The organism is Bradyrhizobium sp. CCGB20 (assembly GCF_024199855.1).
Lineage (GTDB): Bacteria > Pseudomonadota > Alphaproteobacteria > Rhizobiales > Xanthobacteraceae > Bradyrhizobium.
The window spans coordinates 297,893-315,904 of sequence record NZ_JANADN010000001.1 but is presented as its reverse complement, the minus strand read 5'-3'; the positions used below and the strand labels follow the sequence as shown (position 1 = coordinate 315,904).

The 18,012-nt window shown below is 64.9% G+C and carries 20 protein-coding genes and 1 tRNA gene; 7 read left to right on the top strand and 14 right to left on the bottom strand.

The window, feature by feature from the left end; genetic code table 11:
- Positions 1 to 47: 47 nt before the first annotated feature.
- Together NLM15_RS01435 and NLM15_RS01430 are read right to left on the bottom strand one after the other, a co-directional pair.
- Positions 48 to 1,034, bottom strand: a complete 987-nt coding sequence (locus tag NLM15_RS01435; RefSeq protein ID WP_254114867.1) for an NAD(P)-dependent oxidoreductase — start codon at positions 1,032 to 1,034, stop codon at positions 48 to 50.
- A 76-nt stretch (positions 1,035 to 1,110) separates the two neighbouring features.
- Positions 1,111 to 1,185, bottom strand: a tRNA-Gly gene (locus tag NLM15_RS01430).
- Positions 1,186 to 1,459: 274 nt separating this feature from the next.
- Here NLM15_RS01430 and trxA point away from each other — a divergent pair.
- Together trxA and NLM15_RS01420 are read left to right on the top strand one after the other, a co-directional pair.
- A complete protein-coding gene (gene trxA / locus NLM15_RS01425) occupies positions 1,460 to 2,383 on the top strand; it encodes a thioredoxin (RefSeq protein ID WP_254114866.1) in 924 nt (307 codons plus the stop codon).
- Positions 2,384 to 2,416: 33 nt separating this feature from the next.
- Positions 2,417 to 3,094 carry an LON peptidase substrate-binding domain-containing protein gene (locus tag NLM15_RS01420; protein ID WP_254114865.1) on the top strand — a complete coding sequence of 226 codons (678 nt, stop codon included), beginning with the start codon at positions 2,417 to 2,419 and terminating at the stop codon, positions 3,092 to 3,094.
- 129 nt (positions 3,095 to 3,223) lie between these two features.
- On the opposite strand, the gene NLM15_RS01415 is transcribed toward NLM15_RS01420, so the two are convergent.
- The 5 genes from NLM15_RS01415 to NLM15_RS01395 form a co-directional block, all read right to left on the bottom strand.
- Positions 3,224 to 3,817: a cytochrome b/b6 domain-containing protein gene (locus NLM15_RS01415; RefSeq protein WP_254114864.1), complete on the bottom strand. Its 594-nt coding sequence runs from the start codon at positions 3,815 to 3,817 to the stop codon at positions 3,224 to 3,226.
- Between the two features lie 44 nt (positions 3,818 to 3,861).
- On the bottom strand, positions 3,862 to 4,140 hold the full coding sequence (locus tag NLM15_RS01410; RefSeq protein WP_254114863.1) for a PepSY domain-containing protein: 279 nt from the start codon (positions 4,138 to 4,140) through the stop codon (positions 3,862 to 3,864).
- A gap of 219 nt (positions 4,141 to 4,359) precedes the next feature.
- Complete coding sequence (locus NLM15_RS01405) at positions 4,360 to 5,172, bottom strand: SDR family oxidoreductase (protein ID WP_254114862.1); 813 nt, start codon at positions 5,170 to 5,172, stop codon at positions 4,360 to 4,362.
- A complete protein-coding gene (locus NLM15_RS01400) occupies positions 5,169 to 5,972 on the bottom strand; it encodes a crotonase/enoyl-CoA hydratase family protein (protein WP_254114861.1) in 804 nt (267 codons plus the stop codon). Before NLM15_RS01400 ends, NLM15_RS01405 begins: the two co-directional genes overlap by 4 nt.
- 41 nt (positions 5,973 to 6,013) lie before the next feature.
- The gene (locus NLM15_RS01395; RefSeq protein WP_254114860.1) at positions 6,014 to 6,364 is read right to left on the bottom strand and encodes a hypothetical protein; all 351 of its coding nucleotides are present in this window, start codon (positions 6,362 to 6,364) and stop codon (positions 6,014 to 6,016) included.
- A 104-nt stretch (positions 6,365 to 6,468) separates the two neighbouring features.
- On the opposite strand from NLM15_RS01395, the gene NLM15_RS01390 reads away from it, so the two are divergent.
- Together NLM15_RS01390 and NLM15_RS01385 are read left to right on the top strand one after the other, a co-directional pair.
- Positions 6,469 to 6,999, top strand: a complete 531-nt coding sequence (locus tag NLM15_RS01390) for a TetR/AcrR family transcriptional regulator (RefSeq protein WP_254114859.1) — start codon at positions 6,469 to 6,471, stop codon at positions 6,997 to 6,999.
- Between the two features lie 45 nt (positions 7,000 to 7,044).
- Positions 7,045 to 7,242 (top strand): Trm112 family protein, encoded by a 198-nt coding sequence (locus NLM15_RS01385; RefSeq protein ID WP_254114858.1) that lies wholly within the window; start codon positions 7,045 to 7,047, stop codon positions 7,240 to 7,242.
- 69 nt (positions 7,243 to 7,311) lie between these two features.
- On the opposite strand, the gene NLM15_RS01380 is transcribed toward NLM15_RS01385, so the two are convergent.
- On the bottom strand, positions 7,312 to 8,532 hold the full coding sequence (locus NLM15_RS01380) for a ubiquinone biosynthesis hydroxylase (RefSeq protein ID WP_254114857.1): 1,221 nt from the start codon (positions 8,530 to 8,532) through the stop codon (positions 7,312 to 7,314).
- A gap of 153 nt (positions 8,533 to 8,685) precedes the next feature.
- Between NLM15_RS01380 and tesB the strand changes: the two genes are divergently transcribed.
- Positions 8,686 to 9,549 carry an acyl-CoA thioesterase II gene (tesB, locus tag NLM15_RS01375; protein WP_254114856.1) on the top strand — a complete coding sequence of 288 codons (864 nt, stop codon included), beginning with the start codon at positions 8,686 to 8,688 and terminating at the stop codon, positions 9,547 to 9,549.
- 24 nt (positions 9,550 to 9,573) lie between these two features.
- Here the strand turns inward: tesB and NLM15_RS01370 are convergent, their stop codons facing one another.
- From NLM15_RS01370 to NLM15_RS01355, 4 genes are read right to left on the bottom strand one after another with little or no spacing between them, the layout of a single operon-like run.
- Positions 9,574 to 10,536 (bottom strand): tripartite tricarboxylate transporter substrate binding protein, encoded by a 963-nt coding sequence (locus NLM15_RS01370; RefSeq protein WP_254114855.1) that lies wholly within the window; start codon positions 10,534 to 10,536, stop codon positions 9,574 to 9,576.
- A gap of 56 nt (positions 10,537 to 10,592) precedes the next feature.
- Entirely contained in the window at positions 10,593 to 11,816 is a 1,224-nt protein-coding gene (locus NLM15_RS01365; protein WP_254114854.1) for a CaiB/BaiF CoA-transferase family protein, read from the bottom strand.
- Positions 11,817 to 11,840: 24 nt separating this feature from the next.
- Positions 11,841 to 12,980 (bottom strand): MaoC family dehydratase N-terminal domain-containing protein, encoded by a 1,140-nt coding sequence (locus NLM15_RS01360; RefSeq protein ID WP_254114853.1) that lies wholly within the window; start codon positions 12,978 to 12,980, stop codon positions 11,841 to 11,843.
- A 16-nt stretch (positions 12,981 to 12,996) separates the two neighbouring features.
- Positions 12,997 to 14,559 (bottom strand): acyl-CoA synthetase, encoded by a 1,563-nt coding sequence (locus NLM15_RS01355; RefSeq protein WP_254114852.1) that lies wholly within the window; start codon positions 14,557 to 14,559, stop codon positions 12,997 to 12,999.
- 174 nt (positions 14,560 to 14,733) lie between these two features.
- Here NLM15_RS01355 and NLM15_RS01350 point away from each other — a divergent pair, with 174 nt between their 5' ends.
- Positions 14,734 to 15,510 (top strand): IclR family transcriptional regulator, encoded by a 777-nt coding sequence (locus NLM15_RS01350; RefSeq protein ID WP_254114851.1) that lies wholly within the window; start codon positions 14,734 to 14,736, stop codon positions 15,508 to 15,510.
- Positions 15,511 to 15,534: 24 nt separating this feature from the next.
- Here the strand turns inward: NLM15_RS01350 and NLM15_RS01345 are convergent, their stop codons facing one another.
- Complete coding sequence (locus NLM15_RS01345) at positions 15,535 to 16,404, bottom strand: DUF4339 domain-containing protein (protein WP_254114850.1); 870 nt, start codon at positions 16,402 to 16,404, stop codon at positions 15,535 to 15,537.
- Between the two features lie 32 nt (positions 16,405 to 16,436).
- Positions 16,437 to 17,333, bottom strand: a complete 897-nt coding sequence (locus NLM15_RS01340; RefSeq protein ID WP_254114849.1) for a GYF domain-containing protein — start codon at positions 17,331 to 17,333, stop codon at positions 16,437 to 16,439.
- A gap of 251 nt (positions 17,334 to 17,584) precedes the next feature.
- On the opposite strand from NLM15_RS01340, the gene NLM15_RS01335 reads away from it, so the two are divergent.
- On the top strand, positions 17,585 to 17,923 hold the full coding sequence (locus NLM15_RS01335) for a P-II family nitrogen regulator (RefSeq protein WP_008142802.1): 339 nt from the start codon (positions 17,585 to 17,587) through the stop codon (positions 17,921 to 17,923).
- Positions 17,924 to 18,012: the final 89 nt, after the last annotated feature.

The window sequence follows — 18,012 nt, the reverse complement described above, 5'->3', positions numbered from 1 at the left end:
CGCCGGACAGATGTTTGATGCGTCGAGCAAAACAGCAAACGCGGCGATTACGAGGCGACGGGGTAGGGCCCGTCATCGAATATCGCGTCATGATAGCCTTTCGACCCGATCTCGCGTGCCAGCGTGCTGCGAAACTCCGTCCCCTCGCGCAGGCTGTTCAGGACATGCGCGAAGTCGAATTCGGGCCGCCAACCTAGTTCGTGCCGCGCACGGTCGTTGACGTAGACGCGGTCGATTTCGGGGAATAGCCGCCAGCCACGCGCCACATAGAGCTCCGCGCAATCCGGGTAGAGCGCGCGCACCACGCCGGCCGCGTCGCGCGCGAGCGCCGCGAGATGGCGGGGCTCGAACGGGCTCGTGGCCGACACGATGTAACGGGCAAAGCCGATCTTCGGCGCACGCTCGGCGGCGAGCAGATGGGCGCTCACCGCATCCGCGATGTCGAGCCGGCGATACAGCAGCTCGTTGGCCTGCGCGTTGTCCAGCGGGTAGGCAGACCGCATCGCGGGATCGTCGTCATCCTCCGGAAAGAAGCGCGAGGTCCGCAGGACGACGATCGGCAGACCGCGCTCGCGAAAGAACAGCTCGCAAAGAGACTCAGCCATCAGCTTCGACGTGCCGTAGATGTTCTTGAGCACCGGCGGCAGATCCTCGGTGACCCACACCGCGGCCTGTCCCGCCTCGGGCCGGAGCTGCGAGCCGAACGCGCTGGTGGTGCTGGTGAAGACGAAGCTGCGCACGCCCGCCGCCACGGCGGCTTCGAGCAGATTGAGCGTGCCGGTGACGTTGGTGTCGATGAAGTCTTGCTTGCTGTGGGTCGCCACATGCGGCTTGTGCAGCGTCGCCGTGTGGATCACGGCGGTGATGCCGTCCATCTGGCGCCGCACGAAGTCGGGATCGACGATCGAGCCGACGGCATCGGTGAAGGGCGATGTCTTCAGGTCAACCCCGCGCACTCGCGAGCCCCGCCTGCGGAGCGTTCGGACGATGGCCTCCCCGAGGTGGCCTGCGCTGCCCGTAACCAGAATTGTCATTTGAGACCCGATACAGCCGCCAGCGGCGTGGAAAACCACGTCCCGACCCGGTTTGGCTGGATGCTTGGGAGAAAATTGGAGCGGGCGAAGGGGCTCGAACCCTCGACCCCGACCTTGGCAAGGTCGTGCTCTACCACTGAGCTACACCCGCATCCTGTGTCGGTCGCGTGACGCGCCGGCAACGGCTGTCGTATGCCAAAAGCGGGCGGCGAATGCAACAGCTACCGGCAGCAAGATTGGCATCTTCTGCCCCCATATGGACCCCGATTCCGGTCAGATCAGCCAAAAACGCCCTGGAACTGCCGAATCGGCTGCCATGGATTGAAATTCGGCCGTCCCGGCCCAATTTTAGGCCCGACAACGAAGCAATGGAATTGGCGACGTGCTAAAGACCCGCCATTCCAGACATCAGACGAGGGGATCCCGTGACGATCATCGACCAGGGTAACGGAGCGGCGGGCCCGGCTGCGGCCGATCTGATCAAGGACACCACCACCCAGACCTTCGTGAAGGACGTCATCGAGGAATCGAAGCGCCAGCCGGTGCTGATCGACTTCTGGGCGGAGTGGTGCGGTCCCTGCAAGCAGCTCACCCCCGTGCTGGAAAAGGCGGTCAAGGCGGCCAAGGGCAAGGTCAAGCTGGTCAAGATGAACATCGACCAGCATCCGGCGATCCCGGGCCAGATGGGCATCCAGTCGATCCCGGCCGTGATCGCCTTCGTCAACGGCCAGCCGGCCGACGGCTTCATGGGCGCTGTGCCGGAGAGCCAGGTCAACGCCTTCATCGAAAAACTGACCAAGGGCGTCACCGCGCCCGGCGAGGTCAACATCGCCGAGATTCTTCAGGAGGCCGAGGCCGTGCTCGCCGAGGGCGATGCCGCTGCGGCCGCCCAAATCTATGCCGAAGTGCTCCAGCATGATTCGACCAACATCGCGGCCCTTGCCGGACTTGCGAAATGCTACGCCGTCTCCGGCGCGATGGAGCAGGCCAAGCAGACGCTGGCCATGGTGCCGGAATCCAAGCGCAACGACCCCGCGGTGAAAGCCGTGCAGACCACGATCGATCTCGCCGAGCAGGCGGAGCAGCTGGGGCCGGTGGCCGAGCTGGAACAGAAAGTCGCCGCAAACCCGCTCGATCATCAGGCCCGCTTCGACCTTGCGACCGCGCTGAATGCGCAAGGCAACCGGGCGGCGGCTACCGAGCAGCTGCTGGCGATCGTCAAGCGCGACCGCAAATGGAACGACGACGGCGCCCGCAAGCAGCTGGTGCAGTTCTTCGAAGCCTGGGGCGGCACGGATGATGCAACAGTCGAGGGACGAAAGCGCTTGTCGACGATCCTGTTTTCGTAGGGCGAGCTCGCGAGGCTAGCGGGGACCAGGCAGATGCCGATCAACATCGAATATCGCGGCCCCGCCGACCTCCCGGAGATCGTTCCGGTGTTTCCGCTGCCGGGCGCGCTTTTGCTGCCGCGCGGCCAAATGCCGCTCAACATCTTCGAGCCGCGCTACCTTTCGATGGTCGACGATTCCTTCCGCGACGGCCACCGCCTGATCGGCATGATCCAGCCCGACGTCGCACACTCGCCGAAGAATTCCGACAGGCCGGCGCTGTTCCGCGTCGGCTGCGTCGGCCGCATCACCCAGCTCGCCGAATCCGGCGACGGCCGCTACATCCTCGAGCTCACCGGCGTCTCGCGCTTCAAGGTGGTCGATGAGCTCGAAGTGCTGACCGCCTATCGCCAGTGCAAGGTGGACTTCTTCGCCTTCGTCGACGACTTCACCGCGCGCATGGGCGAGGACGAGGTCGATCGCGAGGCGCTGCTCGCGGTCCTGGCGGACTTCCTGAAGGCCAACAATCTCAAGGTCGACTGGGAGGGCGTCGAGAGCGCGCCCAACGAGGCACTCGTCAATGCGCTGGCGATGATGTCGCCCTATGGCCCCGCGGAGAAGCAGGCCATGCTGGAAGCGCCGGATTTGAAGACCCGCGCCGAGATCCTGATCGCCGTCACCGAGATGGACCTCGCCAAGAAGCGCACCAGCGGCGATCCGCCGCTGCAGTGAGAAGCGACGTTGCCACGTCGCAAGGTCCGTGATGGCCGGGCTTGACACGGCCGTCCACGTCTTACTGGCCGCACGAAGAACGTGGATGCCCGGGACAATCCCGGGCATGACGAGGAATAGTACTCCGCGCTACTGATGACTGCGGATGCGCTTGCGTCCCGTGATCATCGCGCGGATCAGGTTCTCGCGCTGGAGGATCCCCATCAGGACCACGCCCACCACGTGCAGCACGACCAGGACAATGACCGCGTCGGATGAATAGTGGTGGGTGTCCTCGACCCACCAAACGCCGAAGAAGGTCACGGTCACCGACATCGCGCCGGTGATGGTCGAGACGGCGAGCGACAACAGCAGCGCCACCAGCATCAACGTACCGGCGGGGTTGAGACCGATATAGCGCCCGGTCATGCCGCGGCGCAGATTCCAGAGATAGCCTGGCGCGGCACGAAGCCTGACGCCGACCATGCGGAAGCGCGAATAGCGGCTTCCCAGAAAACCCCAGGCCAAACGGAAGGCCAGGAGTCCGAGCACCGTATAGCCGAGGATGCGGTGAAGCCCGTCATAGACGGTCGGGGTGAACCAGGCGGCCAGAACGCTGGCCGCCAGGACCCAGTGCCAGAGGCGCAGCGGAAGATCCCAGACCGAAATCGTCCGCGAGGCGGTTTGATCCGCGGGGGTCCTGCCGGACACCCCGCGCGCTTCTGGCACCGCTTCTTCGATCAAGCCAGCATCCTAAGAGGTCACTCGGCGCCGATCAGTAGCGCCGATCACTTGGCGATCGTGTGCTTCAGGCTCAGATCTTCGGGGCTGTAGAACAGCTCGTAGAGCTTGCCTTCCTTGACGCCGTAGACCTCATAGCACGAGCCTTCGATCTTGGAGCGCCGCACCTCGTAGCCGAGCGCCTTGGCCTTGGCTTCGGCTTCGCTCGCCGGCTTCCACGACGCCTTGTCGAGCTTGGTGCAGTCCTTGAAACCGTCGGCCATCGCCGCCGATCCCATGCCAATCCCGATCGTCAGTGCAATGGCAGCAACACGAATGACTTTCACGAACGTCTCCTCCTCTGTCGTGGCGCGGCCTGAAGCCGCGAAGCGGGACTGAAGGAAGCAAAGGAGATGATGAAGTCAATCCGGTTCGGGGCGGGACATCTTTAGAGTTATTCTAACAGTGCTAAAAAGATCAGCGCTCCCCGTGAGCAGCATGTGTTTGAAGGGCGGCTGCGGCCTTACGCCTCACGGTTCGGAATGGCTGCGATCGAGCCGGTTGCACTAGGCCGCACTTCGCGTTGCCAAATCGTGGTGCTGCAGCCAGTCCGCCCAGGTGAGGCGCCCGCGCACACCACGGCTGACGACAAACCCCATGCCGCGCGCCTTCGCCTCCGAAAGGCCGACCGGCAGGATTTTTCGGTGCAACCTCCTCGCGTCCTGATATTGGCGGGCAAGGGTGACGAGATCGAGATCTTCGGGGCCGCCGATGTCCGCGCGCTCGCCGCGCTGCCCGTCGAAAGCGCAAGTCACGACGTGATCGGCAACATCGGAGGTGTCGACGGGATTGAACAGCGTCGTCGGCACCGGCCACACCGGAAGCCAGCCGAGGCCCGAAAGCAGCCTGTCGAGCAGATAGTAGAACGGCATTGCGCGAACGAGGGACCAGGACAGAGCGGATGCACGCACCAGCCGCTCGCCGGCGAGCTTGACCCTTGCATAGGGCAGGGTCGCTTCGTCGAGACCGACGATCGAGACGTGGAGGAAGTGCCGCACCTCGGCCGCCCCGCTGAGCGACAGCAGCCGCTCCGTGCCCTCAACATCCACGGCGGAAGGCGACCTGAAGAAGTCGATCGGGCGAATGCCGCCGCGCCGCGCGATAGGCGAGTAAGTCGCCGCATTGATCACCGTGTCGACATCATGCAGCGCTTCCCGCAGCCCGGCGCCGGTGGCGAGATCACCTGTGGCCCACTCGACGTCAGATCGCAGGCCCGGCGATCGCGCAAGCACCCGGACGCGACGTCCGTCGCGGACGAGGCGATCGACGATATCCCGGCCGAGATGACCTGTACCCCCGGTGACCAGTGTCAGTGTCATGCGAGGCTCCATCGCGGCGCGCGATTTTCGAGATTGCTTCTGACCGCTTCGCCATGATTGGGCGCGCCAAGCAGCGTCGCCTGTTCGGCGGTCTCCGCGGCGAGGCCGGTCGCCAGATCGCAAGTCGCAGACAGATTGAGCAAGCGCTTGGCCGCGCGGATCGCATCGGGGCTGCGGCCTGCAATTTCGCGCGCCGTGGCGAGGGCGGCCGCCACGGGATCATCGGCAAGCCGCGTCGCGAAGCCGTAGGCGAGCGCTTCTTCAGCCGAGAAGACACGGCCGGTGTAGGTCAGTTCACGCACGACATCCTCGCGCGCGAGATGACGCATCAGCTGCGTGCCGCACATATCCGGCACGAGGCCCCATTTGGTCTCGATGACCGCGAGCTTGGTTCCGGGCGCGAGAAAACGGAGGTCGGCACCGAGCGCGAGCTGGAAACCGCCGCCGAAGGCAACGCCATGGACGGCGGCAATCACGGGCACCGGCAGCTCGCGCCAGAGCCAGACGAGATGCTGGGCATAGTTGGCGATGCCATGGCTCCGTCGCGTCAGGTCGACGGATGGAATCAGCGGATCGCCGTTCGACGTGGCGATAAGTCGGTCCAGGTCGAGACCCGCGCAGAATGCGCGCCCTTCACCGGAGAGGACGACGGTGCGGATCTCCCTGCGCGCACCAAGCTGCGTGCCGGCTTCGATGATCGCTTCGAACATCGCCGGATCGAGCGCATTCATCTTGTCGGGACGATTGAGCCGGAGATGGGCCACGCCATCCTCGACGGTCAGCCGGACACGATTTTCCATGATGTCGCTCCGCTTGAATGGCTGGCTCGTCGTCTTGACGCTCAGTAGCCGGCGATCGCCATCGCGACGACGGCGCTGAGGGCCATCCAGCCGAAATGCCGGCCGCGCGTCGCCCATGCGTTGGCGAGAGCAGAGAAACCGAACACGCAGGCCATGGTCACGACGATCCAGTGACGCGCCGGCTCCGATGCCATCCAGGGCGCCGCGATCAGCAGCACGCCGCCGCCGATCCAGGCGACCGTCGAGGCCTGCCAGACCAGGCGGATCAGGGTACGGAGCCGCTCCGGCTCGATACGGGCGCGGGCGAAGACCTTGGTCTCGCCAAGGATGCCATGGATGAGGGCCACGGCGATGGTCACGACGCCGGCGCACTGGAGCAGGAGATCACGCATCGGCAGGGCTCCCTACATTCGGCCATACAGTTGTGTATGGTGAGATAGGCGCTGGTGCGCCGTCTGTCAATACACTAGTGTATGGCGCAGTTCCGGAACCCCACATGACCGAACAACTCTCCGCCGACGACTGGATCAAAGAGGGCCTGAAGGCGCTGGCCAAGAGCGGCTTCACGGCCCTGAAGGCCGATCCGCTCGCAAGGTCAATGGGCGTCTCGCGCGGCAGCTTCTATTGGCATTTCGCCGATCTCGGCGCGTTCCACGCCGCTGTCCTGAAGCGCTGGCGCGAGATCGCGGCGGAGCAGATCATCGCCGACGTCGAGGCCGGCAGCGACGATCCGCTGAAGGCGCTGCTGCGGAGATCCTTCGGCGCCCGGCTCGAGCTTGAGCGCGCCGTGCGCAACTGGGCGGCGTTCGATGCCGCTGCGCAAGGCGCGGTCCGCGCGATCGACCGGCGCAGGATCGACTATATCGAAACGCTGCTGGCGAAGCGGGGGCTTGAGCCGGGGAAGGCGCAGGCGCGCGCGCAGATCCTGTACTGGACGTTCCTCGGCTTTGCCCTGTCGGGCACGCCGGTGCCGGCGGCGCGGCTCCAGGGCCAGCTCGACGAAATTATGCGGATGGTTTCCGCCTAGACCGCGATTTTCTGTGCTAGAGGCAATCAATTGCCGGAGACACCAATGAACGCGACCGCCGAACGCCCCGAAAACAGCGTCGATCCCAAATTGCTGGAGATCCTGGTCTGCCCGCTGACCAAGGGCCCACTGGAGTTCGACTCCGCAAAGCAGGAGCTGATTTCGCGTTCCGCAAAGCTCGCCTACCCGATCCGCGACGGCATCCCGATCATGCTGCCGGAAGAGGCGCGGAAGATCGATTGAGGGTGGCGAATAGGGAATGGCGAGTAGCGAATGGGCCTACTCGCTATTCGCTACTCAACATTCGCCCCCTTACAACGCCTCGCCCTTCAACAACCTCGGCACCTCGCCTGTCAGCCCGGCTGCCTGGCGGATGAAGAGGTTCTTCAGCGGCGGGGCGCGGTCGACGAGGCCGAGGCCGATGTCGCGCACGGTGCGCAGCAGCGTCGACTGATTGGAGAACAGGAAGTTCAGCGAGTTGGTGGCAACGCCCATCGCCATGGTGTCGAAGCGGCGCCAGCGCTGGTAGCGTTCGAGCACGTCGGCCCCGCCAAGATCCATGCCGAGCCGTGCGGCATCGACCACGACCTCGGCCAGCGCGGCAACATCCTTCAGGCCCATGTTGAGACCCTGGCCCGCGATCGGGTGAATCACATGCGCGGAATCGCCGACCAGCGCGAGGCGCTCGGCGATGAAGGAGCGCGCCACGAAATAGGACAGCGGGAACGCGCGCGGCTTGTCGAGCGCCTTGACCTCGCCGAGATGCAGGCCGAAGCGGCGCTCGAGCTCGCCGTGAAACTCCTCCTCGCTCAGCGCAATGATGCGCGCGGCCTCAGCTCGGCGCTCGGTCCACACCAGCGACGATCGCTTGCCGGATAGCGGCAGGATCGCGAACGGACCTGCGGGCAGGAAGTGCTCTTCGGCGCGGCCTTCGTGATCGCGCTCATGGCCGACGGTGACGACGATGCCGGACTGATCGTATTCCCAGCCATGGGTGGCGATGCCCGCGCGTTCGCGCAGCTTCGACCGCGCGCCATCGGCGGCGACCAGGAGGCTGGCCGCAATCACGCTGCCGTCGCCGAGAGTCACGTCGATGCCTTCGGAACGCGAATCGTAGGACGCCACGGTGGTGGCGCGGAGATCGATGCCCTCGGCCTCGGCCCGCACCACCAGCGCATCGATCAGGCGGCGGTTCTCGACCATATGGGCGAACGGCTCGCCCGGCGCGACATCGCCGGCAAAGTTGAGGAACACCGGACGGGTGGCGTCCTCCAGCCTGGAATCGGTGACGACCATGTCGAGGATCGGCTGCGCCTCGGCCCTGACGTCGTCCCAGGCGCCGATCGCCTCGAACAGGCGGCGGCAGGCGGCCACGATCGCGGTCGCGCGCGGGTCACGGCTCGGACGCGTGCTGAGCGCCGGGTCGGCGACGATGACGGGAATCTCGGGCCCGAGCCCCTGGCGCAACGCCAGGGCCAGCGCCAGCCCTGCAAACGCGCCGCCGCCAATGACAATGCTACCCTGTACCGACATACCCAAGTTTTCCTGCCAAAATCCCAGTCAATTCTTGGTCTTGCTAGCAGACTATAGCTGGGCGAAACAGTGAGGTGAAACAAGGGCCGCGAGCCCCCATTGTGTCATTCCGGAGCAGTCGGCCCGGGAGTGACGAGGCGAAAGCTGAATTTCATGTCCAAGAGCCTGTTCGACCTGATTTCGATCCTCGACCTCGAACAGCTCGAGGTAAACCTGTTCCGCGGCAACAGCCCGAAGACGGACTGGCAGCGGGTCTTTGGCGGCCAGGTGATCGGGCAGGCCATGGTCGCGGCCTGCCGGACCGTCGAGGGGCGCCTGCCGCATTCGCTGCATTGCTATTTCATCCTGCCCGGCGACCCGAAGGTTCCGATCATCTACCAGGTCGAGCGCCTGCGCGACGGCAAGAGCTATTCGACGCGCCGCGTCACCGCGATCCAGCATGGCAACGCGATCTTCTCGATCATGGTCTCGTTCCATGCCGAGGAGGACAGCGCCTTCGATCACCAGGACAGGATGCCTGATGTGCCGCCGCCGGAAAAGCTGACCGCAGAGGAAGTTGCAAAACAGCCGATGTTCAAGGAGATGCCGGAGTTCATCCGGCGCTACTATGAAATGGATCGGCCGATCGAATTGCGCCCGGTCGAGATCGGCCGCTATTTCGGCCAGAAGGTCGACGACGGCCGCATTCACATCTGGATCCGTACGGCCGCGAAACTCCCTGATGATCCGGCGCTGCATCTGTGCGCGCTCGCCTACGCGTCGGACTTCTCGCTGCTCGACGCGATCATGGCGCGCTACGGCCGCACGCTGTTCGACAAGCGCATGATGCCGGCGAGCCTCGATCACGCGATGTGGTTTCACCGCCCGTTCCGCGCCGACGAATGGCTGCTTTACGCCCAGGATTCGCCGAACGCGCGCGGCGGCCGCGGCCTGTCGCGCGGCCTCATCTTCAAGCCTGATGGAACGCTGGTGGCTTCCGTCGCGCAGGAAGGCTCCGTGCGCGAGCGCAAAGCCTGAAGCATGATCTCACGGCGGCCGACGTCAGCCGCCCTGTAGACCCGTGGCCTTGATCACCGGCCCCCATTTGAGCCGCTCCCGCGTCTCGAACCGGGCAAGGTCCGTCGGCGTTCCGCCGGCCGGATCAAATCCAAGCTCCTGCAGCCGCTTCCGCGTCTCGGGCAGGGCCAGCGCCCTGGCGAACTCGCCGTTCAACAGCTCGATGACGGCCTTTGGCGTGTCGCGCGGCGCGTAAAAGGCATTCCATCCCGCCATCTCGAAATCAGGCACGCCCTGCTCGGCAACGGGCTTCACGCCCGGCAGAAGCTCGCTCGGCTTCAGCACGGTGATGCCGAGCGCCTTCAACTTGCCGTCGTCGATCTGAGTGCGCACCGCCGTCACCGTATCGATCAGCAGCGGCACCTGTCCGCCGAGCACGTCGGTCATCGCCGTCGCCGATCCCTTGTAGGGAACGCCGAACACCGGGGCACCGGTCATCTCCTTGAGAAACTCGAAGATGACACGCGCCGTCGTGCTCGGCAGGGCGATGTCGATCTTGTCAGGCTTCGACTTGGCTGCGGCGATCAGGTCGGCCACGTTGTTTCCGGCGAACGACGGACTGGCCGTGATCACCAGCGGCAGCTTGCCCACCAGGATGATCGGGGCGAAATCCTTGTCCGGCACGAAGCCCAGCGAAGGATACATGAACTCGTTCATGGTCTGGGTGGCGTTGGTGCCCATCAGCAGCGTGTAGCCGTCGGGCTCGGCGTGCGCCGCCTGCTCGGCACCGATATTGCCGCCGGCACCGGGCTTGTTCTCGACATAGAAGCGCTGGCCCAGCGTGCGCGACAGATGGTCGGCGAGGTATCGCGCCACGACGTCGGTGCCCTGGCCCGCCTGATAGGGAACGATGATCCTGACCGGCCTCGTCGGATAGGTTTGCGCGAAGCTTGCGCAACTCCATAGCAGGGCCAGCCATCCCACGGCCCATCTCGCGGATTTCAGCATGCTCGTTTCCTCTCGTTATATTTATATTTGTTTTGATTGTTGTCCTGGTCGCCTTCTTATCGTTGGGCGGGGTCCTTCCGTTGCGGCGCGACGATGCCTGCATCGAGCAGGCGGTCGATCATCGCGTCGTCAAGACCGGCTTCCGCCAGAATTTCACGGGTATGCTCGCCGAAGCGGGGCGGCCGCCGCCCGGTGCGACCGGGCGTCTGCGCGAGCTTCACGGGAATGCCGGGTGCACGATGGCCCTCGCTTTCGACCAGCATGTCGCGATGGGCGGCATGGGGTTGCGCGAACGCCTGCGGCACGGTGTTGACGGCGCCCGCGGGAACGCCGGCCTGCATCAATTCACGGCAAAGCGTCTCCGATTTGAAGCCGGCCAGCGTGCGTTCCAGCTCGGTGCGCAGCGCTGCGACGTGGGTGAGCCGGTCGGCATTGGTCCGAAAGCGCGGATCATCCAGGAGGTCACCGCGTCCCACCTTCTGGCAGAAGCGGCGAAACTGACCATCATTGAGGATGCCGAGGAATATCTCGCCGTCGGCCGCCGCGAACTTGTCGTAGGGCGCGATGTTGGGATGGGCGCTGCCGAGACGACCGGGTGCGTTCCCCGAGCAGATCCAGTTCGCCGCGTGCGGAACCAGAAGGCCGAGCGCGGTGTCGAACAACGTCACCTCGACGCGCTGCCCCTGTCCGGTCCGTTCGCGTGCCGCGAGCGCGAGGAGTACACCCGTGAGCGCATTGTAGCCGGTGACGTAGTCGACGATGGGAACGCCGACGCGCGTGGCGCCCGAATCCTGCGTCCCGTTGATGCTCATCAGGCCGCACATAGCCTGGAGCACCGCATCGTAGCCGGGAAGTCCGCCGAGCGGCCCGTCTGCGCCGAAGCCGGAGATGGCGCAGTAGATCAAGCGCGGAAAGCGCGCGGACAAATGAGCCTCGTATCCGAGGCCCCAGCGCTCCATGGTGCCGGGCAGGAAATTCTCCACCAGCACGTCCGCGTCCTGCAGCAGGGCTTCGAGCACCGCGCGTCCCTCAGCGCGCGACAGGTCGAGCGCCATGCCGCGCTTGCCGCGGTTGACGGCGCCGAAATACGCGGCTTGTCCGGCCGCATCGAAGGGTGGCCCGAGACCGCGGGTCTCATCGCCCGATGGTGGCTCGATCTTGACGATTTCGGCGCCATGATCGGCCAGCATCTGCGTGCACAGCGGCCCCGCCAGCACGCGCGACAGATCGATGACCTTGAGGCCGGTCACCGCTCCGCGCGCGAGATCAGGTGCGGGCATGCTCATTCGCCCAGTTGGTTGTTGTCAGGTGCGGCTCGGCAATTCCACGATGCCGGTTCCGAGAACAGACAGTTCATCGTCCTGGTTGCGCGCCTCCTGCTCGATCTCGACGAGGTGACGGCCGTTCTCGACGAATTTGCGCTTCACCTTGCCCTTGATGAACAGGATGTCGCCTTCGGGATTGTGCCGGCGGATCTTGCAGGTCGCGCGGCGCAGGAAGCCGTCATCGCCCATCCAGTTGGTGAGGTGATGGGTGAGCCAGGAGCAACGCTCCGGGCCGTAATCATAGGCGCCGGGCGCGCCGACCTCGAGCGCGAATTCCTCTTCCCAGTGCACGCGCTCCGGACAGTCGGGGATATTGAAGCGGTTCGGGATGCCGAGGCCACGGTGGGCGTCCTGCAGCCTCCAGGCGAGCTTGTTGGCGCGAATGTAGAGACCGCCCCAGCCTTGCGCATAGGCGATGAAGCCGGTGACCGTCATCGGGCCCTTCAGCATCACGGGCAGCGCCTCGCCTTCGGTGACGTCCTGCCAGTAGCGCGGACGCGAGCCCTGAATGCGCTCCTCGGCGTAGTGCTTGTAGGCCGCGGCCAGCTCCTCGTCGCTGTAGCGGCGCGGCGCGCGGGCCTTGACCTCGCTGTACTTGGTGCCTTGGTCGCGCGCGTGGTCGCGCTCGGTCCTGAAGCACCAGCTATCCGCTTCGGCGACGAGGTCGCCCTGCTGGTTGAAGAAATCGACATGATAGGTTTGCTGGATGGCGCGGCCGGCGAAGCGCGTCTGATGCTCGACGAGGTCCTTCAGCTTTGCCTCGGTCGAAATGACGTCGTTGCGCCTGACGGCCTTGTGCCAGGTCCAGTCCGCGCCCGACCACATGGCGTGGACGCCGGGCATCCCTCCGACATAGCCCGACACGATGCGGCTGGTCGAGAACAGGAAGCTCGGCAGCGCGACGATGCCGCCATAGCTCGACTTGGCGGCGTATTCCGGATCGCACCAGAGCGGGTTGTCGTCGCCGATGCCGTGGGCGTAGTGACGGATGTTGTCGCGCGTTGCCTCGTAGCACCAGGGTTCGGCGGTGACGCCTATCGTGACGCCGATGCGCTTGCGCAGATCGTCGAGGCCCTCTTCGGTGATCTTCGGAAATCTGGTTTCGATCTTGTCCAGCATGTGACGTTCCCTTTCTCTAATTCGCGGCTTCTGATTGTTTGACGGCCTGCTCGCGGTCACGCAGCACCTTGCGGTTGACCTTGCCGGCCGGCGTCTTGGGCAGCTCCGTGACGAAGCTGAGGAGACGCGGATATTCGTGATGGCTGAGGCGCTGGCGCACGACGTCCTGGATCTCGTGCTCGAAGGACGCATCGCCCGGCCGGTCGGCGACGACGAAAGCCTTCACCACCTGCCCACGCAACGGATCGGGCACGCCGATGGCCGCGGCCTCGCGCACGTGCGGATGCTTCAGGATCGCATCCTCGATCTCGACCGCGCTCATGGTCCAGCCGGCGGAGATGATGACATCGTCGGCCCGGCCGCCGTGATAGAAGTACCCGTCCTCGTCGATACGCCCGAGGTCCTTGGTCGCGATCCACTCGCCGCGGCGCCAGACTTTCAGCTCGCCGGCGACGCCAGGTGCGCACGACCGCCCCTCGGCATCCTGCACGTCGACGCGCCCGCCTGGGATCGGCTTGCCGAGCGATCCCGGCTTGACGGCGAAATCGTCCGCGCCGGGATAGCTCACCAGGATCACGCCGATCTCGGTGGTGCCGTACATGCTGCAAACCTGGCGGCCGAAGGTGTCGTTGACGAAGGCGGCCGTCTCGCTGTCGATCGGCTCGCCCGTGAACGACAATTTCTCGAGCGCGTAACTATAGCGCGGCGCGGCACCCGAGTTCCGCAGCATGCGATAATGCGTGGCGGCCGCGGAGATGTTGGTGAACTGATACTGCTCGAGCGCAGCCAGCAGCCGCTCCGGATTGAACTTGCCGGCATAGGCGCCGATGGTGATGCCGAGGGCCAGCGGCGCAAGCGTACCGTGCCAGAGCCCATGCCCCCATGCCGGCGATGACGGGCATATGAAGCGATCGCCCGGGCGCAAACCGGTGCCGTACAACGCCGCCACCATCAGCGTCACGATCGAGCGATGCGTGTGCTTGACCGCTTCGGGCAATTCGCGCGTCGTGCCCGAGGTGTATTGAAACAGGGCCATCGCATCGGCCGCCGTATCGGTGGTGAAGTGCGGCGCAAAGCGCAGCAGGCCGTTCAGGAAAGCGTCGTCGGCGACCACGACCTCCGTGCCGATCCCGGCGAGAAGCGGCGCCTTCTCCGCGTTCGTCACGATCAGCCGCGGCTTGCAGTCGTCGACACGCAGCTTGACGCCGTCGGGTCCGAACAGCGTGAACAGCGGCACCGCAATGGCGCCGGCCTTCATGGTGCCGAACACCGACACGTAGAAGGCGCGCGAGGGCTCGAGCATGACCGCCACGCGATCACCGGGCTTGACGCCCTGGCTCACCAGGTAATGCGCGAAGCGCGAGGAGGCCTCCGCGAGCTCGCCAAAGCCCAGCACCTCGTCCGGCCCATCCGCGCGAACGACGATCACGGCCGGGTCGGAGCGGCCGGCGTGCCGGTCGATGCATTCATGCGCGATGTTCAGGCGCGCACGATTCCCCTCGAACAATTCCCAGAGCTTCTCGGAGGAGAAGTTGGACTGCGCGTCCGCGTAGCTCGTGTAGTCGGTCAGCTTGTTCATGACCGGCACGATACTCAAGCGAAGCTAATTGTCAAATAGCACTATTAATTGTATATGTACAATTACCCTGAAGCAAAACGAAACCGGCTGCGCGGCCGGAAGATCGAGCCGTGCCGGCGCTGCAGCGATGAGATGGTGTTGTTGCGCTCCGACCGCTGTTGTACCGATACGATCATGCCGAATCCCCGATCACCCCGTGTCCGCGCCGTGCCTGCGGTCACGCGTGCCGTCGCCATCCTCCGCCTGCTCAGCCGCAGCCCCACGCCGCAGGGTCTCAAGGCGATTGCGGAGACTCTCGATCTGGTGCCGAGCACGGCGCTGCACATCGTGCGGGCGCTGCTGGCGGAGGATTTGGTGCAGGTCGATCCGCAGACCAAACGCTACAGTCTCGGCGTCGGCATGCTGCCGCTGGCGCGCGCCGTGCTCGAGAATGCCGACTTTCCCAGCCTGATGCGGCCGAAGCTCGAGGAGATATCAGGCCGCTACGGCGTCACGGCGATCGGCGTCGAGGTGCCGGATCTCGACAACATGATCGTCGTCGCACTGGCGCGGAGCCAGGCGCCGGTGCGGCTTCACGTCGACATCGGAAGCCGTTTTCCCGCCTTGATCAGCGCCACGGGCCGCTGCGTCGCCGCCTTCAGCGGCCAGCCGGAGAAGGAGATCGAGAAGCGCTTCCGTCTTCTGCGCTGGCACAACGCGCCGACCTATGATGCCTGGCGTAAGGAAGTCGATCAGGTCCGCAAGCAGGGGTTCAGCATCGATCGCGGCAATTACATTGCCGGCGTGACGATCGTCGCCGTGCCCGTCCTGAACGCAAAGGGGACGATCTCGCACACCGTCGCGGCCGTCGGCCTCGGCAGCCAGCTCGACCGCGCAAATTCGCTGGCGCTTGCACGGGACATGCGCGCCGTCGCCGAAGCGATCGCCACGCAACTGGCGATTCACGCCTGATACATTGCGCTCGAACGGAAAGGCCTAGGCGTTCGCGCCTGCACCGCGTTCAACGAGCGCGAATTGCGACATGGTCCAGGCGAAATACCAGCGCAGCAGCCACGGAATCGGAATCAGGAAGAGACATCCGAACCCGAATGCCAGGGTGCGCCAGAGCAGCTGGAAGCCGGTGGCGGTGAAGACCATCTCGCGGCGCGTCCCAATGATGCCACGACATATCCACCGCATCCACGCGGCCATGACCCAGGCCCAGCCGATGATCGTGAACACGGCGAGGAACATCACGATCTGCCAGCCGATGAAGCCCCAGACGCTGCCGGTGTAGGTCATCGGAATCGGCTGACCATTCGAGCTGAGATTGGCGACCACCCAGCGCATGATCATCCAGGACAGGACTGCCTGGACCGGCATCGCCAGAATCTGAAGGATGCTGTCGACATAACCTGCGTAGCCGACCAGCCCCATCGCGACGAAGACGTACCAGATATCTCCGACCTGGCCGGTGAAAGTGATGTTCGGTCGCTGCGGAACGTGAACGCGCGGGAAGAGCCAGCGATAATAGCCTGTCGCGGTCCACGGCGCCGGGATCACCAGCAGGTTGCCGATCACCAGGAGGATCCACCATCCCAGGAACGACCAGAGCGGCAGGTCCACGGACAGCGGACCGCCGCTATGGCCGCTCGAGCTGCCATCGATCGGCAAGGAGGGCGGCGACGCGGCGCCGGGGACGAGACCCGGCACCTCGCCGGCCTTCTGCCAGCCCGCCATCCCTTCCGCCCAGACCAGCGTATCGGCGCGCACGATGCCCTGGGCTATGAGGTCGCGAAACTGCGCCTCGGGAAACGGACCTTTCTGCTGGCCGCCGGATGCGTGAAACCAGATTCGGCTCGACATCTTGTCTGTTCGCTACCCGACGCCAGCAGCCGCTACATGCGAGCCTGCGCACCGCGCGGAGCGAGCTCGGTCTGCGATGCGAACCAGTTCATGATCCAGCGATACACCCACGGGATCGGGATGATCAGGCTGAACAGGATCGCGGCCACGATTCCGCGCCAGAGGATCCCGAGACCGCTCCCCTTGAACACGATCTCGCGGCGCGTGCCTTCGATGCTGCGGCAGAACCAGCGCATCTGCGCCGCGGCGACCCAGGCCCAGCCAATGATCGTAATCATCGAGATCGCGAACAGCAGGTTCCAGCCGATATAGGCCCAGACCGAGCCCGTGAAGCTGAGCCCGAGCGGCTGCCCGTTGGAGGCAAGATTGGCCACCATCCATCTGGCCAGCAGCCAGTAGAGCGCGAGCTGCACGATGAACAGCAGATTGCTCAGCAGCGCACTGCCGATGAAGCCGATCACGATCGCCAGAACGATGAAGCCGAAGAACCAGGGCACCAGCGTCATCGCATTGCCGGTGAAGCTGAGATTGGGCCGGCCGGGCACCTTCACGCAGGACACGATCCATTTCGTGTACCAGACGAACACCCACGGAATCGGGATGATGAAGCACATGCCGATCAGCATCACGATGCTGCGCCAGGTGAACTCGAGGATGCCGAAATCGACCGCCAGCGATCCTCCGCTGGCGCCGCCGCCAGCATATCCGCCGCCGCCCATCATCGGCGGGCCGCCGGCCGGCATCATCGGAGGCACACCGCCGCCGCCGATCAGGCCGGGGATTTCGGCGGCCTTCTGCCAGCCGGCCATGCCCTCCGACCACACCAGCGTATCCGGGCGTACAATCCCTTGCGCGACGAGGTCGCGGAACTGCCCCTCCGGATAGGGCCCCTGTTGCTTGCCCTCGGATGCGTAGAACCAACTCGCCATGAAGCGCCCCCTCAAACATACTTTTGTACCGGCCGGGACGCTTAGGTTCACCGCTTCGGTTCACCGCATCCATGCCAAAAACGCATTGTGAAGGATGAACGGATGCCCTGTACAGAGGCGGGCGTTCACATGGCCAAACGTTTTTCCGCTTCAGTCTGCAAGTTTTTTATGCCATTTGCCCGGAAAGATGCCAGATTGACGCGGCGCCGGGGACATACGGCGCGGCGCATCCCCGGGGAATAGGCCTGACCATGAAACTCGTCGTCGCGATCATCAAACCCTTCAAGCTCGATGAAGTCCGCCAGGCGCTGACCGCGATCGGCGTCCACGGCATGACCGTGACCGAGGTGAAAGGTTATGGCCGCCAGAAGGGCCATACCGAGATCTATCGCGGCGCGGAATATGTCGTGAACTTCCTGCCGAAGCTGAGAATCGAGATCGCTGTCGCCTCCGACGTCGCCGACAAGGCGGTCGCCGTGATCACCGCGACGGCGCGCACCGGGCAGATCGGCGACGGCAAGATCTTCGTCACGCCGATCGACCACGCGCTGCGCATCCGCACCGGCGAAACCGACAGCGACGCGCTCTAGATCTTGGTTTTGACGCGTTTTCTTTCCGCGAACCGGTATCCGCTTCGCTCGAAAACGCTCTGATACGTCTTCTTCGATCGCACCGGGCA